Genomic DNA, 14,790 nt, shown 5'->3' with positions numbered 1-14,790 from the left:
CAAGTTTGATGTCCGATCTCTAACCAGGCGGAATAAGCCCGATCAGAAACCGCTCATTTTCAGGAGCCATTCCTGCACAATATATTCTAGTGGAATATATCGAGACATATAGGAACGGCCTAAATTTTACCGAGCATCCTACGCCTGAAAGCCGTAAGAACCCGGGGCCGCCGCCCACATGTCCCTTCATCTAAATCACAATGTCAAAGAGCCAACCCGACATCAAAACCGGACAACCAGCGTTCCCTAAACTCTCGTTCAGAGGACCAATGTCCGTCTATGTGGGCGACCGGGTCAGTCAAGCGCCTCAGCAGCGCCGCCCCGTCCGGTGAAAAGCCCTCTAGGCGGGGCAGCCGGAACCGTCAAACGCTTTTTGCAATTTTGTTTCACATTTTTTTGGCGGTTCCGGTCTAAACCCCAAAACACGGGCATTTCGCCTAGGGATACAGGATGACTATGGGGCTACAGGAAGCCGATGCCGCCGACGCAGGGTTCGGCGCACGGGTGAAGAAAGCGATATTCTGGCGCTCGGGCAGCCAGATCATCTCGCAGATTCTCAGTTGGGTGGTGACGCTGGCGGTGATCCGCCTGCTCGACCCCAAAGATTATGGCCTGTTCGCCATGACCCAAGTGATCCTGAACTTCGCCACCTTCCTCAATGGCTATGGCCTGGTCGCCGCGCTGGTTCAGTCGGAGGATCTCGAATCCCACCGGCTGCGTCAGGCCTTCACCATCATGCTGCTGCTGAACGGCAGCCTGGCGCTATTTCAACTGGCGATCGCGCCGCTGGCCGCCGACTATTATGACCAGCCGATGGTGGCGCAGCTGCTGCGGGTGCAGGCACTGCTCTATCTCTCCACCCCCTTCATCGCGATTCCCGAGGCGATCACCGCCCGTGCCCTGGATTTCCGGCGCCCCGCTTTCATCAACCTGATCGCCGCGATCGCGTCGGCCGCGATGGCGCTGGTCGGTGCCCTGTCGGGCTGGGGCGTGTGGACATTGGTGTTCGCGCCGATGACCGGATTCTGGGTGAAGGCACTGGGCTATATGCTGGTCACCGGCTTTCGCCCGATTCCCAGCTTCGATTTCAGCGGCACGCGGGCGATGATCCTCTATGGCGCGTCGCTGCTCGGCAGCCAGCTCTTCTGGATCATCCAGAGCCAGAGCGACATCTTCATCGGCGGCCGCGTCCTCACGCCGCATCAGCTGGGCCTTTATGCCGAAGCGCTGTTCCTGACCCAGATCTTCGTCAGCAAGTTCATCCCGCCGCTGAACGAGGTCGCCTTCCCGGCCTATGCCCGCATGCAGAAGGATGTGTCGCGGGTTGCCTGGTCCTTCTGCAAGGCGGTGCGGCTGCTGATGCTGATCTCCTGCCCCATCTATCTGGGCATGGCCGTCACCGCGGAACCGCTGGTCGAGACATTGTTCGGCCAGAAATGGCTGGAGATGGCGCCGTTCGTATCGATTCTTGCGCTCGCCATGCCGTTCATGACGCTGCAGGTGATGTTCGCGCCGGTCAGCAATGCGCTGGGCCGGCCCGGCACCACCGCCCGGATCGCCGCGATCGGGGCGATATTAATGGCCACCGCTTTCCTGATCGGTATCCAGTGGGGGGCGATCGGCCTGGCCTGGGCATGGCTGGGCGCCTTCCCGATCCTGACCATCGTCACCGCAAGGCTCGCGGGCGGGCCGATGGGGCTGCGCGCGATCGACCTGATCCGTGCCGCCGCGCCGGGGCTGGGCTGTGCCATCCTGATGGCCGGCGTGGTGCTGGTGATCGACCGCCTGCTGCCGCCGCTCGCCGCGCCGATCCGGCTGGCCATCCTGGTGCCGGCTGGCGGCATCGCCTTCCTGGCGGCACTGATGCTGTGTGCGCGCGGCACGTTGATGGAGCTGGTGCGCCTGATCGTGCGCCGCGCACCGCCGGTGCAGGCGCCCGCCTGACGGATCGGCGAGCGCCCACTATTCATCAAAGCGGTTCGTCAGGCGGTCTGGATATAGTCGCGCAGCGCGGCAGCTTCCGATTCGATATTGTCGATGCGGAACTTCACCAGATCGCCGATCGAGACCAAGCCGATCAGGTCGTTGCCCTTCACCACCGGTAGATGGCGGATGCGCCGCTTGGTCATCAGCGACAGGGCGTGGATCACCGGCATCTGGTCGTCGATGGTGATCGCGGGCCGGGTCATCACATCGGCGACCGTGTGGTTCAATGCCTCTGCCCCTTGCTGGGCCAGACGATAGACGACATCGCGTTCGGAAAAGATGCCGACCACCTGGCCGCCATCGACCACGGGCACGCAGCCGATTCGCCGATCCGCCAGCAAGGTCACCACCGACAAGACGCTGTCGGTCGACTGGACCTGGACGACGTCGCGCCCCTTGCCCTGCAAGATTGCCGCGATGGTCATGGCCGCTCTCCTTTTGTGGACTTACTGTCTCTGCGCTTGATGATCCCACTTTCGCGGCGCAAAGAAAAGGGAGGAGAGCAAGAGAATGACAGAGAAAAAGGGCCTGGACGATCCCCGGATCGCGGCAATCGCCTGGTCGCGATTCCGCCGGATCATGCTCTGGATGGCGCTGATCGGCGCATTATGCGTCGGCGCGGCCCTGCTGTTCCTGCGGCTATGGACCGGGCCGATGCCGGTTCACATGATCATCGCCACCATATTGGGCGTCTGGTTGACCTTCATGCTGGGAACGGGCTTGATGGCGCTCGTCTTCCTCTCCGCCGGGACGGGGCATGACGACCAGGTAATGGACCGGCTGAAGGACGAGGTGCCGCTTGACGATTGATCCCCATCGCGAAGTGATATTGCGGGTCGTGCCGCGCCCGGCCGACATCAACAGCAATGGCCATATCTTCGGCGGCTGGGTGCTGAGCCAGATGGATATTGCCGGCGGCATCGTCGCGGGCCGAATCGCCCAGGGCGCGGTGGCGACGGTCGCGATCGAGAGCATGAAGTTCATCTCGCCCATCCTGATGGGCGACCTGGTGTCGGTCTATGCGCAGGAAGAGAAGCGCGGCCGCACATCGGTGGCGATCCGCATCGACGTGGTGGCGACTCGCGGCGGCGGCGCGGAAACGGTGGCGCTGACCAGCGGCGTCTTCACCTTCGTCGCACTGGACGAGACCCACCGGCCCCGCCCCATTCCCGGCGACTGAGGATTTCAGCGCAGCTTCTGGTCGTAGCTGTAGCTGACCTGCCCATTGGCAGGGATGATGGCGCGCCACACCCAGCTATTGCCGCGGCGCTCCATCTGCGTCGGACGCGGCGCGATGTCGTGGGGAATGAGGATTTCCGCCGTCGCATCAAACGGCCGCGCATTGGTGAGGGTCAGCGTCCAGCGCCGCGCCCTGGACGACTGGCCGCCGATGAGCGCCATGATGCGAACGTCGGCGCTCTGGGCGATGTCATAATCGACCCGTTCCCCTTCCGCCTTGTCGCCAATGTCGGTTTCGCCCGCGAGCAGGCGCCGGCCATCGACGGTTTCGAACAGGGCGACCCGGCCCGAAGGCATGGCGAGCCCCAGACCGTCAGCCTTGCGATTCTGCAATCGCAAACGCAGCGTCATCGGGCGCGACCGGCCATTGCCGTCGCGATAGTCGAGGGTCGCGGCATAGAGGCGCTCGACCAGCACGTCGGGCTGGCGCAGCAGGGCGACCTGTTTCTGGCCTTTCGCCGCGACATCCACCGTCACCGGGACGCGATAGAGTTTGAGGTCGCCGACATCCTCCGGCGGTGGAGGAGGTGGAGGCGGCGGCGGGGGTGGCGGCGCAGCCATCATCGGCGCGGGAACGCGACGCGCGGTCAGCACGATCTCCTGCGCCGAATCCATCATCGCCTCGGCCTGTGGCATGTCGATCGGGAACAGCGCCCACTGCGGATGGGTACTGGTGATGTCCATCGGCCAGCAGCGCAGCGACAACGGACCGCCGGTCGGACGGGGTTGCACCTTGCGACCCTGTTTGTTGGGCTGGCCGGCGATGACGCTGAGCCGGGCGTCGGCAAAGCCGGTGACGCCGCCATTGGCCACGGTCAGCCAGGCCATGAGGTCGAGATGGCGGCCATCATCCTGCATGTCGGCGACATAATTGGCGGCCCAGTCGAAACCCTCGGCCAGATAGGTGAGTTGCAGCGTGACGCGGGCGGACCGGGCGCTGGTGGCGATCACCGATAGCGTCGGACGCGGCGACAGGTCGGTCGGCACGCGCGGATAGAGCATGCGTTCGGGCAGGCCGCTGCACCCCAGTGCCTCATAGCCCTGCGCCGTCTGGACGATGACGCCGCCCATCGGCCCGGCGCTGATGATCGCGTCCTGCTCGCTGACCTTGCCGGTCTTGCGATCGGTGCGGCGCAGGGTGACGCTACGCTTGAGATAAGCATCGACCAGGCCGGCGGGCGAGAGCAGCCGGGCATCGCGATTCTTCTCCCGCGCGCCCTGCGGCATGCCGGAGAGGATCGCGGTTTCGGGCATCAGTCCCTCTGCCACGCCCTCGAATCGCACCACCGTGTCGCCCTTCGGCAGGTCGATGATGCGAGTCTCGTTGATCAGCGCATAGCCGCCGGGCCATTTGGGATCGATCGCCCCTCTGACACGATCAGGCTGGCGATAGACGGTTACCGAGACCGAATCGGCCTTGGCCGAAACCACCGTCCCCGCCCGCGCTGGCGCGATGCCGAGGCAGAGCATAAGAAGGACAAGGACGCGCAGCAGCACGGCGCCGGCCCGGTCAGTAGCGCGAATCGAAGGTGACGCTGAGATCGACCGAGCCATTGGCCGGCACCGGCACGCTCCATTCCATCCGGTCGGCGGAGACGCGCCTGCCTTCGAGGCTTTGTGCAGTGACGCGGGTGTCACCCCACAGCCCCTGCTGGGCCAGGTCGACCGTCACCGCTTCGGGCCGGGCGTTGGTGAGCGTGTAGCGCATCCGCGTTTCCCAGCGCTGGCTGCCCTTCTTCGTGCGCTGCTCGACGGTCGGGCGCACCTTGACGTCGAATGCCTCACCGGTGCGCAGCGCCATGGAGGACCCCATCGGCGTATGGTCGATGCTGTTCTCGCCGATGAACTGCGGATCGCCCCGCGCGTCGCGCATGTAGACGCGGATCGTGCCGGCGGGCAGTTGATCGCCAAGGCCGCCCTGTTTCGAGGTCGAGAATTTGAGCACGCTCGACGCGCTCATCGGCTCGGTCGAACTGCCCATCCAGCTATTGAGATATTCATAGGTCGCACGCGCCGGGGCGCCCTTCACGTCGAGGAAGCTGACCTGCTTCTGCTGGGCATTGGCGATGGTCGTGCGATCGGCCAGCGGATAGAGATAATAGTCGCCCAGCCGCTCGCGCGGGCCGCTTTCGGTGCCGGCCTGGTCGATCGTCCCACTCGACGACTGCCACCAGTTATGCCTTCCGCCACCATTGGCCGGATTGCCGGCGACCAGGATGGTCTTCGCATTGGTGAAGCTCGTGCCCGTATTGTTGGTGAGCGTGACCCAGCCCTGCATGTCCATCGCGCCCTTGGCCGCGTCGAACAGCGCGACATAATCGGCGGTCCAGCCCAGATTGGGCGTCAGATAGGATAATCGGGCGGGCACGGTGCCGCCGCGCGCGGCCTCGATCGTCACCGACAGGGTCGGGCGCGCACGCAGATTGGGCGGCACCCGGTCGAAGATCACCCGGACCGGCAGGCCATCGTCGCGCAGCACCTCGATCCGCGAACCGATCTGCATGACGATGCCGCCATTGGCCGCGAGTATCTTGGCGCGCTCGCGCGTCTCGGCGCCGGTCGCGGGATTGGTGCGCACCAGCGTCACCTCCTGCCCCACCGCCTTGTCCATCAGCTTGTCGGGCGAGAGCAGGTCGAAATCGAAATTCTGTTCGACGATCGAGAAGCCGGGGCCGGACAGGTTCACCGTCTCGGGCCGGATGCGGGCGGACACGTCGGGAAATTCGATGCGGTTGCGGCCGGCATTGACGCTCAACTGCCGGTCATCCTGCACCAGCGACGGACCGCCATTATAGATGGTGACGGCGACATCGCCCTGGGCGGTGGCGCCGGTGGGATCGACAGCAGCGGTCTGGGCAACGGCGGCGGCCGGCAGCAGCAGCGCCAGACCGGTCAACAGGCGGACAGTCGTCATCAGGTCTGCACTCCCCTTATGTGACGATCTTCTGCCCCAAGCGGCTATATTTGCAAACAAAAAGGGGCGGCGCCGGGATGGCACCGCCCCTTTTGCTTTAGGGGTTGCTCGAAAGCCGCGCTTATTCGGCGGCTTCGGTCGCCGGACGGGCGCGACGGGTGCGCTTGCGGGGCGCTTCCTCGGTCACGTCCGTGTCGCTGTCATTATCGGCGCGGGCGATCGAGGGGGGCAGGATGCTGACATCCAGGCCTTCATTCGCTTCGGTCGGCGCGGCATCGGCCTTGCGCGGGCGACCGCGACGCGGCTTGGGCGCTTCGGCGGCCGGTTCGGCTGCGAGTTCTGCGGGCTGTTCGGCTGCCACCGGCTGCTGCTCGGTCGCGTCCTCGGCCACCGGGCGGTCGCGGCGATTGCGATCGCGACGATTGCGGTCGCCCCGGTCGCCACGATCATTGCGGTCACTGCGATCCTGGCGCTCGCCGCGCGGTTCGCGACGGTCATAATCGCGTTCGGCGCGCTCGGGCTGTTCGGTGCGGCCCTCTTCGGCGCCGTCCTCATTGCCCTCGAACTCTTCGCCCTCATCGTCGAAATTCTCGTCATTCCGGCGGAAGCGCTGCTGCTGCTCCTCCTGGCGCGAACGATTGTCGGCCAGCACGCGGAAATAATGATCGGCGAACTGCAGATAATATTCGGCGTTCACACGGTCGCCGGCCATCTGGGCATCGCGCGCCATATTCTTGTATTTCTCAAGAAGCTGGGCCGCATTGCCGCGGGCGCGGTTGTCGATACGGTTGCCGTTGTCGCCACCACCCCGGTTACCGCCATTGGGACGACCGTTGTTGTTATTATTCCGGCCGCGATTGCGGCGACCGGCCTGCCGGTTGTTGATCAAGACATGATCCTTGCGTTCGCTATGATAATATTCACTGAAAACACTGTTCAGCTGCTATCCCCAAGCACCGCCCCTTCCGTGGGGCCGGATGTGGCTCCGCCAGACATGATCCGAACCGGACCACGCCCTCAGCCACCAGAGGCGCTTGCGCAGCAGCGCCATCTTGACTTTCAGGAGCAGGAAAATGCCTTATCCATCAATGGCCTGATAAGGCCATGTCGCCGGAATGACGGTTTTCCTGATCCCGATGTAATGGCATTCACGCGATAAACCAAGCAATTTTCGCTGTGGTGGCGTGAAATCCCGCCTTCTTATTCGCCCGGCGTGGCGACGAGGCAGCGATCATGCCCCGCAAGGTCACGGCGCAGCGAGACGCCCAGCCCCTGTGCCCGCAGCAGCGCCGACACGCTTTGCCCCTGATCATAGCCGATCTCGATCGCGGCCATGCCGCCCGGCGCGATCAGCGCGGGCAGTTGCGGCGCGATGCGGCGATAATCGTCCAGCCCATCGGCACCGGCGAACAGGGCGCTGGCCGGATCATGCAGCACATCGCCGGCGAGCGGCGCGTCGGTCGCGATATAGGGCGGGTTGATCAGCAGCAGGTCGAACGGCCCGGTCACGCCGGCCGCCCAATCGCCCAACTGGAAGCGCGCGCGGCTCGCCATGCCCAGCCGATCGGCATTCCCCTGCGCCACCGCCAGCGCGGCGGCCGATGCGTCGATGCCCAGCCCTGTCGCATCGGGCCACTGGTCGAGCGCGGCGAGCAGCAGCGCGCCCGATCCGGTGCCCAGATCCAATATGGTCGTGGGCGACCGGTCAAGGAAATGATCGACCGCCGCCTCGATCAGCGTCTCGCTGTCCGGGCGCGGGATCAATACGTCGGGCGTGACGGCCAGGCTGATCGTCCAGAAATCGCGACTGCCCAGAATATGGGCGATCGGCGCACCCGCCAGTCTTTGCCCTAGATGGACAGCGAAAGTGACAGGCACATCCAGTTCACGCTGGCGCAGCAACAGGTCGTTGCGACCGATGCCCAGTGCATGGGCCATCAGCAGTTCGGCGTCGAGCCGGGGGGTGTCGCTGATCGCGGCTAAGCTGACAGTGGCGTCGCGCAGCGCATCGGCGACGCTCACGCCACCCCGTCCAGCTGGGCGAGGCGCGCGGCCTCATCCTCGGCCACCAGCGCGTCGATCACTTCGGCAAGGCCCGGCCCTTCGAGAATCTCCGGCAGGCGATGCAGGGTCAGGTTGATGCGATGGTCGGTCACGCGGCCCTGCGGGAAATTATAGGTGCGAATGCGCTCCGACCGGTCGCCCGATCCGACCATCGCCTTGCGTGCGCCGGCCTGTTCGCTCTGGGTGCGCTCGCGCTCCGCTTCATAGATGCGGGCACGCAGCACCTGCATCGCCTTGGCCTTGTTCTTGTGCTGCGAACGCTCATCCTGCTGGGTCACGACGATGCCGGTCGGCAAATGGGTGATGCGCACGGCGGAATCGGTGGTGTTGACGTGCTGACCGCCAGCGCCCGACGCGCGATAAATGTCGATCTTCAGGTCGCTATCGGCGATCTGGACATCGACCTCCTCCGGCTCGGGCAGGATCGCAACGGTCGCGGCGCTGGTATGAATGCGGCCGCCGCTTTCGGTGACCGGCACGCGCTGCACGCGATGCACGCCGCTCTCGAACTTCAGCTTGGCGAAGACGCCGGTGCCGTTGATGCTGGCCACCACTTCTTTGAAGCCGCCCTGTTCCGAGGCGTTGGCGGAGATCATCTCCATCTTCCAGCCCTGGGTATCGGCATAGCGCTGATACATGCGGAACAGGTCGCCGGCGAACAAAGCCGCCTCGTCCCCGCCGGTGCCGGCGCGGATTTCCAGCATCGCCGGGCGGGCATCGGCCGAATCCTTGGGCAGCAGCTGCAACGCCAGCGCGCGCTCGGCATCGGGCAACTGCCCCTTGAGCAGCTGCATTTCCTCCTGCGCCATTTCGCGCATCAGCGGATCGGCGTCGCTCTCCTCGCCGCCGGCCATCTGTTCGAGCGCGCGCAGCTCCTGACGCAGCCGGCGCACTTCATGCGCGGCCCGCGCCACCGGCTCGATCTCGGCATATTCCTTGGACAGTTTCACGAACGCATCGGGCGCGAGGTCGGCGCGCGTCATCGACGCCTGCACCTCGTCCCGGCGCGCCTCGATCTGCGCGATGCGTTCGGCGGAGATGTGCATCAGAGCTGAAACGGCTCTTGGACAACGACACCATCGGCGTTCGTCGTTACCGCATCTGGAAACTCATTCCGCATCACCTGCGCCCACATGGCGTCGGTAAGGCCGGCGAGAGCAGCCGTTGCTTGTGATCCTTGTTCAAGATCTTTGATGGCCACTTCGCCCCGCGCCAGCTCGTCATCGCCGAGGATGATCGCATAGCGAGCGCCTGACGCATTGGCGCGCTGCATCCGCTTCTTCATATTGCCGCGATAGCCCATGTCGCAGGCGATGCCGGCGCGGCGCAGATCGGCGATGATGCCGGTCGCCTTCGCCTCGGCCGCCTCGCCCATCGGGATCAGCACGACCTGCGGCTTGTCGATCGCCGGCTGGTCGATCAGCATCGCCAGCCGCTCGATCCCCGCTGCCCAGCCGACCGCCGGGGTCGACGGACCGCCCAGATTTTCGATCAGACCGTCATAGCGACCACCGCCCAGCACCGTGCCCTGTGCGCCGAGCCGGTCGGTGATGAACTCGAACGCGGTGTGGCGATAATAATCGAGCCCGCGCACCAGCCGCGAATTGCGTTCCCATGCGACACCGGCAGCGTCGAGGCCGCTCGTCACCTTGTCGAAGAAGCTGCGCGCCTCGTCGGTCAGATAGGCGTCGATGTCCGGCGCGCTGTCGGCGATCGGGCGGTCGCGCGGATCCTTGGAGTCGAGGATGCGCAGCGGATTCTTCGCCAGCCGGTCGATGCTCTCTTCCGACAGCTCGCCACGATGCGCCTCGAAATGGGCGATCAGCGCGGCGCGCCAGGCTTCGCGGCTTTCCGCGTCGCCCAGCGTGTTGAGGTTCAGGGTCACGCCTTCCGACACGCCCAGTTCACGCAGCAGCTGATCGGCCAGCACCAGCAGTTCGACATCGGCTGCCGGCTCGCCCGCGCCCAGGATTTCGGCATCGAGCTGGTGGAACTGGCGGAAGCGGCCCTTCTGCGGGCGCTCGTAACGGAACAGCGGACCATGGGTCGCGACCTTGAGCGGCGCATATTGCTGCCAGCCCTCGGTAATATAGGCGCGCGAAATGCCGGCGGTGAATTCGGGGCGCAGGGTGATGCTGTCGCCGCCGCGATCCTCGAACGTGTACATTTCCTTCGACACGACGTCGGTGCTTTCGCCCAGCGAACGGGCGAACACCGCGGTCGATTCAAAGACGGGCACTTCAACCCGCTGGAATCCATAGAGTTTGCGCACCCGGTCAAAGGTGGCGACGACATGGGCGAAGCGTTCCTGAAACGCCTCCGCCGTGCCGCCCAACATGTCCTGCGTTCCGCGCACCGGGCGCGGCGTTTCGATCTTCGCCATGGGGCAGCGCCTTTAACGATAATCGCGGCCCAAGGAAACGCGCTTTTTATGGCGGCATAAGGGGTGGACGCGGGCGATTCGCCCCGCCATGCTTGGGACAGACGGGCCGTCCGGCCCCCGTTCCTTTTCTGGAGACCGTCATGATCCGCAGCCTTGCTGCCGCCCTTTGCCTTTCGACCGCGATTGCCAGCCCGTTGCTGGCGCAGGATGTCATCCGTTCCAAGCCGACCGCCCTGCCCGTCGACAGCGCCAAGCCGATGCCCAAGGATGTCCCCTATCCGGGCGGCACGATCCGCCTTGACGTCGACGCCACCGACACGATGCAGCGCATCTTCCGCGTGAAGGAAACCATTCCCGTCGCGGCGAGCGGCCCGATGACCCTGCTGATGCCCGAATGGCTGCCAGGCAATCATGCCCCGCGCGGCCCGATCGAGAAGCTGACCGGCCTGACCTTCACCGCCGACGGCAAGCCGATCAGCTGGAAGCGCAATCCGCTCAACGTCTATGCGTTCGAGATCGACGTGCCGGCCGGCACCAAGCAGGTCGTGGCGCAGTTCCAGTTCCTGTCGGCAACCGCGACCAACCAGGGCCGCGTCGTCGTGACGCCCAAGATGCAGAATATCCAGTGGGAAGATGTCTCGCTCTACCCGGCCGGCTATTATACCCGCCAGATCCCGGTGCAGGCCAATGTCACCTATCCCGCCGGCTGGCAGGCGGCGACCGCGCTGCGCGGCAAGCGCAGCGGCGACACCATCGCCTATGACGTGATCGACTATGAGGCATTGCAGGACTCGCCGGTCTTTGCCGGCACCCATTTCAAGGCAGTGGACCTGGGCCACAACGTCACGCTGAACATCGTTGCCGACGATGCCGACGAACTGGTGTTCAACACCGACCAGATCGCCAAGCACAAGAAGCTGGTGGCCGAAGCCGGCGCCGCGTTCGGCACCTATCATTTCGACCATTATGATTTCCTGCTGTCGATCACCGACGAGATGGGCGGCATTGGCCTGGAGCATCATCGCTCGTCCGAGAATCAGGTCGAGCCGGGCTATTTCAAGAAGTGGGATTCGGGCGAGGCGCTGCTCGACCGCAACCTGCTGCCGCATGAATTCACCCATAGCTGGGACGGCAAGTTCCGCCGCCCCGACCTGCTGTGGACGCCCAATTTCGACGTGCCGATGCAGGACAGCCTGCTGTGGGTCTATGAAGGCCAGACCCAGTTCTGGGGCTATGTGCTGGGCGCCCGTTCGGGCATGTTCTCCAAGCAGGAGACGCTGGACGCCTATGCCCAGATCGCGGCGAAACTGGACACCACGCGCGGCCGCGAATGGCGCCCGATGGTGGACACGACCAATGATCCGATCATCTCGGCCCGCCGTCCCAAGGGCTGGGCCAACTGGCAGCGGTCGGAGGATTATTATAATGAAGGCCTGATGATCTGGCTGGAGGTCGATGGCATCCTGCGCCAGCAGACCAGGGGCGCCAAGGGCATCGACGATTTCGCCAAGGCCTTTTTCGGCATCAAGCCGGGTGACTGGGGCCAGGTCGTCTATAATCGCCAGGACGTGATCGACACGCTGAACGGCGTCGCCCCCTATGACTGGGCCGGCCTGTTCCACAAATATGTCGACAGCCCCACCACGGAAACACCCAAGGGCGGCTTCACTCTGGGCGGCTACAAGCTGGTCTATACCGATACGCCCAATGCCATCACCAAGGCGGCCGAAGGTGCGCAGAAGACGGTCGACCAGAGCTTTGGCGTGGGCCTGACGGTCAAGAATGACGGCGATATCGCGGCGGTGATCTGGAACAGCGCAGCATTCAAGGCCGGTCTTGCGGTAGGATCGAAGATTATTGCGGTGAACGGCAATGAATATTCGAGCGACGCATTCAAGACGGCGCTGACCGAGGCTAAGGACGCGAAGAAGCCGATCCAGCTTATCCTAAAGCAGGACAAATATTATCGCACCCTGACCCTCGCTTATTCGGATGGCCTGCGCTATCCGCACCTCGAAAAGACCGGCACCGGCGAAGGCAGCCTCGACAAGCTGCTGCAGCCGCGCACCTGAAGATTTCCAAGCAACCGCATGTAAAAGGCGAAGATGCATGAATATTGACCTGATCCCCGTCGGCGAAGATCCGCCAAACAGCCTGAACGTCATCATCGAGGTGCCGGTTGGCGGCGAACCCGTGAAGTACGAGTTCGACAAGGCCTCGGGCGCGCTGTTCGTCGATCGCATCCTGCACACGCCGATGCGCTATCCGGCGAATTACGGCTTCGTGCCGCACACCCTGTCGCCCGATGGCGATCCGCTCGACGCGCTGGTCATCGCCCGCTCGCCGTTCGTGCCCGGCTCGGTCGTGCGCGCACGCCCGATCGCCGTGCTGAACCTGGAAGACGAAGCCGGCGGCGACGAGAAGCTGGTCTGCGTGCCGGACAACAAGACCTTCCCCTATTATAATAATGTCGGCGAGAAGGACGATCTGCCCACCATCGTGATGGAGCAGATCGAGCATTTCTTCACCCACTATAAGGATCTGGAAAAGACCAAGTGGGTGCGCATCGGCACCTGGGGTGGCGCGGAAGACGCCAAGCGGATCACGCTGGAAGCGATCGAACGCTATCAGGCCGAGAAGAAGAAGGGCTGAGTCCCTTCTCGGTATAGCCGATTGAAAAGGGCCGCGCGGTGATGTTCCGCGCGGCCCTTTTCTTATGGGTCAGATCAATCGGTCGGCCTCCAGGGCGAGGGCCAGCGGATCGCGGCCGCGCGGGGTGCGGGCGTGAAGCCGGGCATCCGCCTCCACCAGCCGGGCGACGCCCATGTCGAGCTGCGCTTGCGGCAGGGTGAAGGGCAGGCGCAGGAAGCGCTCGAACGCGCCATTGACGCCGAAGCGCGGCCCCGCCGCAATGCGCACGCCATGATTGCCCGCCAGCGCGGCGAGCGCGCTCGCCTCCGCGCGGGGCAGTTCGGCCCAGAGCGACAGGCCGCCGGCCGGCGATTCCACCCGCCAATGCGGCAGATGTTGTTCCAGCTGCGCCAGCAGATGGTCGCGCCGGTCGCGCAGCATCGCCGCGCGTGGTCCCAGCCCTTCGTCCGCGTCCATCAACTGGGCGACGGCCAGCTGCTCCACCACGGGGCTGGCCATGTCCATCGTCGTGCGGATGCGGCCGAGCGCGGCCACGGTCTGCGGATCGGCGCGGATCCAGCCAACCCGAAGCCCGCCCCAGAAGATCTTGCTGGCCGACCCCAGGGTGATGACATGGCGGCCGGACGGATCATGGCAGGCGACCGGCGGCGGCGGCGATCCGTCAAGCCCCATTGCCACCATCGTCTCGTCGATCACCAGCGGCGTGTGGGTGCGCGCCGCCACCGCCACCAGCGCGCGACGGGTCGCCGGGTCCATGCTGCGTCCGGTGGGATTGTGGAAATCGGCGATGATATAGGCAAAGCGCGGCGCGGTCTGGCGGAAGGCCGCATCCATCGCGTCGATATCCCAGCCATGGACCGGCAGGCCGACCGGCACCGGCACGACATTGGCCCGCTGCAACGCCTGGATCGCATTATGATAGGTGGGATGGTCGATCACGGCCCGGTCGCCCGGCCCCGCCAGCCATTGCAGCAGCAACGAGAATCCCTGCTGCGCGCCGTTGGTGATCATGATCTGGTCGGGATCGGTCGGGCAGCCGCGCCGCTCATAATGGGCGGCGATCGCCCGGCGCAGCACCGGCAGGCCAAGCGGATCATAGCCAAGGTCGCCCAGATAGGCCGGCAGCGCCTCGACCGCATGGGCATAGGCCAGGCCCACGCCGGGCGCGGCCGGCAGCGCGGCATGGGTCCAGTTGAGCAGATTGTCGCCGGTGACCCCGTCGATGTCGGGCGTCGGCGTTTCGACCCGGCCGGGTGGCAGGCGGGTGACGCTGCCCGACCCCTGCCGGCTTTCCAGATAGCCCTCGTCGCGCAGCCGGTCGAAGGCAGCGGCGATGGTGGTGCGGCTGAGCCCCAGCGCGGCGGCCAGCTCCCGCTCGCCCGGCAACCGGACATTGAGGCCGATCCGCCCGTCCAGCACCAGCATCCGCAGCGCCTGCGCCAATTGGCGATAGGCCGGCTCGGCACTGTCCTGCGCGCGCCAGGCGCCCAGCAACCGCAGCAGCGAGGGGGGCCGAAGGAAGGAAGTGGACATGGCGATCAATCCAATCAGA

The 14,790-nt window shown here is 65.1% G+C and carries 13 protein-coding genes; 5 read left to right on the top strand and 8 right to left on the bottom strand.

The genetic code is table 11. From position 1 onward, the window contains the following. Window positions 1-456: 456 nt before the first annotated feature. Window positions 457-1,944 (top strand): lipopolysaccharide biosynthesis protein, encoded by a 1,488-nt coding sequence (locus tag BRX37_RS09820; protein ID WP_125986633.1) that lies wholly within the window; start codon window positions 457-459, stop codon window positions 1,942-1,944. A gap of 38 nt (window positions 1,945-1,982) precedes the next feature. Here the strand turns inward: BRX37_RS09820 and BRX37_RS09815 are convergent, their stop codons facing one another. After that, the gene (locus tag BRX37_RS09815) at window positions 1,983-2,411 is read right to left on the bottom strand and encodes a CBS domain-containing protein (protein ID WP_048938054.1); all 429 of its coding nucleotides are present in this window, start codon (window positions 2,409-2,411) and stop codon (window positions 1,983-1,985) included. A gap of 85 nt (window positions 2,412-2,496) precedes the next feature. On the opposite strand from BRX37_RS09815, the gene BRX37_RS09810 reads away from it, so the two are divergent. Then, on the top strand, window positions 2,497-2,796 hold the full coding sequence (locus BRX37_RS09810) for a hypothetical protein (protein ID WP_004209126.1): 300 nt from the start codon (window positions 2,497-2,499) through the stop codon (window positions 2,794-2,796). Continuing rightward, a complete protein-coding gene (locus BRX37_RS09805; protein ID WP_004209127.1) occupies window positions 2,786-3,166 on the top strand; it encodes an acyl-CoA thioesterase in 381 nt (126 codons plus the stop codon). Before BRX37_RS09810 ends, BRX37_RS09805 begins: the two co-directional genes overlap by 11 nt. A 5-nt stretch (window positions 3,167-3,171) precedes the next feature. On the opposite strand, the gene BRX37_RS09800 is transcribed toward BRX37_RS09805, so the two are convergent. The 6 genes from BRX37_RS09800 to hisS form a co-directional block, all read right to left on the bottom strand. After that, window positions 3,172-4,722, bottom strand: coding sequence for a DUF4139 domain-containing protein (locus tag BRX37_RS09800; protein ID WP_125986617.1), 1,551 nt, complete (start codon window positions 4,720-4,722; stop codon window positions 3,172-3,174). 13 nt (window positions 4,723-4,735) lie between these two features. Further along, complete coding sequence (locus tag BRX37_RS09795; protein ID WP_125986615.1) at window positions 4,736-6,139, bottom strand: DUF4139 domain-containing protein; 1,404 nt, start codon at window positions 6,137-6,139, stop codon at window positions 4,736-4,738. 121 nt (window positions 6,140-6,260) lie between these two features. Further along, window positions 6,261-7,028: a DUF4167 domain-containing protein gene (locus tag BRX37_RS09790; protein WP_125986613.1), complete on the bottom strand. Its 768-nt coding sequence runs from the start codon at window positions 7,026-7,028 to the stop codon at window positions 6,261-6,263. Between the two features lie 311 nt (window positions 7,029-7,339). Further along, on the bottom strand, window positions 7,340-8,161 hold the full coding sequence (gene prmC / locus BRX37_RS09785) for a peptide chain release factor N(5)-glutamine methyltransferase (protein ID WP_125986611.1): 822 nt from the start codon (window positions 8,159-8,161) through the stop codon (window positions 7,340-7,342). Then, window positions 8,158-9,249 (bottom strand): peptide chain release factor 1, encoded by a 1,092-nt coding sequence (prfA, locus tag BRX37_RS09780; protein ID WP_125986609.1) that lies wholly within the window; start codon window positions 9,247-9,249, stop codon window positions 8,158-8,160. Before prfA ends, prmC begins: the two co-directional genes overlap by 4 nt. Continuing rightward, window positions 9,249-10,586 carry a histidine--tRNA ligase gene (hisS, locus tag BRX37_RS09775; RefSeq protein WP_235654614.1) on the bottom strand — a complete coding sequence of 446 codons (1,338 nt, stop codon included), beginning with the start codon at window positions 10,584-10,586 and terminating at the stop codon, window positions 9,249-9,251. Before hisS ends, prfA begins: the two co-directional genes overlap by 1 nt. Window positions 10,587-10,726: 140 nt before the next feature. On the opposite strand from hisS, the gene BRX37_RS09770 reads away from it, so the two are divergent. Then, the gene (locus BRX37_RS09770; RefSeq protein WP_125986607.1) at window positions 10,727-12,658 is read left to right on the top strand and encodes a M61 family metallopeptidase; all 1,932 of its coding nucleotides are present in this window, start codon (window positions 10,727-10,729) and stop codon (window positions 12,656-12,658) included. Window positions 12,659-12,695: 37 nt separating this feature from the next. Continuing rightward, window positions 12,696-13,238, top strand: a complete 543-nt coding sequence (gene ppa / locus BRX37_RS09765) for an inorganic diphosphatase (protein WP_004209136.1) — start codon at window positions 12,696-12,698, stop codon at window positions 13,236-13,238. Between the two features lie 69 nt (window positions 13,239-13,307). Here ppa and yczR read toward each other — a convergent pair whose 3' ends face one another. Next, window positions 13,308-14,771 carry a MocR-like transcription factor YczR gene (gene yczR / locus BRX37_RS09760; protein WP_125986605.1) on the bottom strand — a complete coding sequence of 488 codons (1,464 nt, stop codon included), beginning with the start codon at window positions 14,769-14,771 and terminating at the stop codon, window positions 13,308-13,310. Window positions 14,772-14,790: the final 19 nt, after the last annotated feature.

It is taken from the genome of Sphingomonas sp. S-NIH.Pt3_0716 (genome assembly GCF_003950715.1).
GTDB lineage: Bacteria > Pseudomonadota > Alphaproteobacteria > Sphingomonadales > Sphingomonadaceae > Sphingobium > Sphingobium yanoikuyae_A.
This window is presented reverse-complemented; position numbering and strand designations above follow the sequence as displayed.

Bases quoted from the DNA above. Each gene is read 5' to 3' on its own strand.
- BRX37_RS09820 (WP_125986633.1), top strand. From the start codon at position 457: ATGGGGCTACAGGAAGCCGATGCCGCCGACGCAGGGTTCGGCGCACGG.
- BRX37_RS09815 (WP_048938054.1), bottom strand. From the start codon at position 2,411: ATGACCATCGCGGCAATCTTGCAGGGCAAGGGGCGCGACGTCGTCCAG.
- BRX37_RS09810 (WP_004209126.1), top strand. From the start codon at position 2,497: ATGACAGAGAAAAAGGGCCTGGACGATCCCCGGATCGCGGCAATCGCC.
- BRX37_RS09795 (WP_125986615.1), bottom strand. From the start codon at position 6,139: ATGACGACTGTCCGCCTGTTGACCGGTCTGGCGCTGCTGCTGCCGGCC.
- prfA (WP_125986609.1), bottom strand. From the start codon at position 9,249: ATGCACATCTCCGCCGAACGCATCGCGCAGATCGAGGCGCGCCGGGAC.
- hisS (WP_235654614.1), bottom strand. From the start codon at position 10,586: ATGGCGAAGATCGAAACGCCGCGCCCGGTGCGCGGAACGCAGGACATG.
- BRX37_RS09770 (WP_125986607.1), top strand. From the start codon at position 10,727: ATGATCCGCAGCCTTGCTGCCGCCCTTTGCCTTTCGACCGCGATTGCC.
- ppa (WP_004209136.1), top strand. From the start codon at position 12,696: ATGAATATTGACCTGATCCCCGTCGGCGAAGATCCGCCAAACAGCCTG.
- yczR (WP_125986605.1), bottom strand. From the start codon at position 14,771: ATGTCCACTTCCTTCCTTCGGCCCCCCTCGCTGCTGCGGTTGCTGGGC.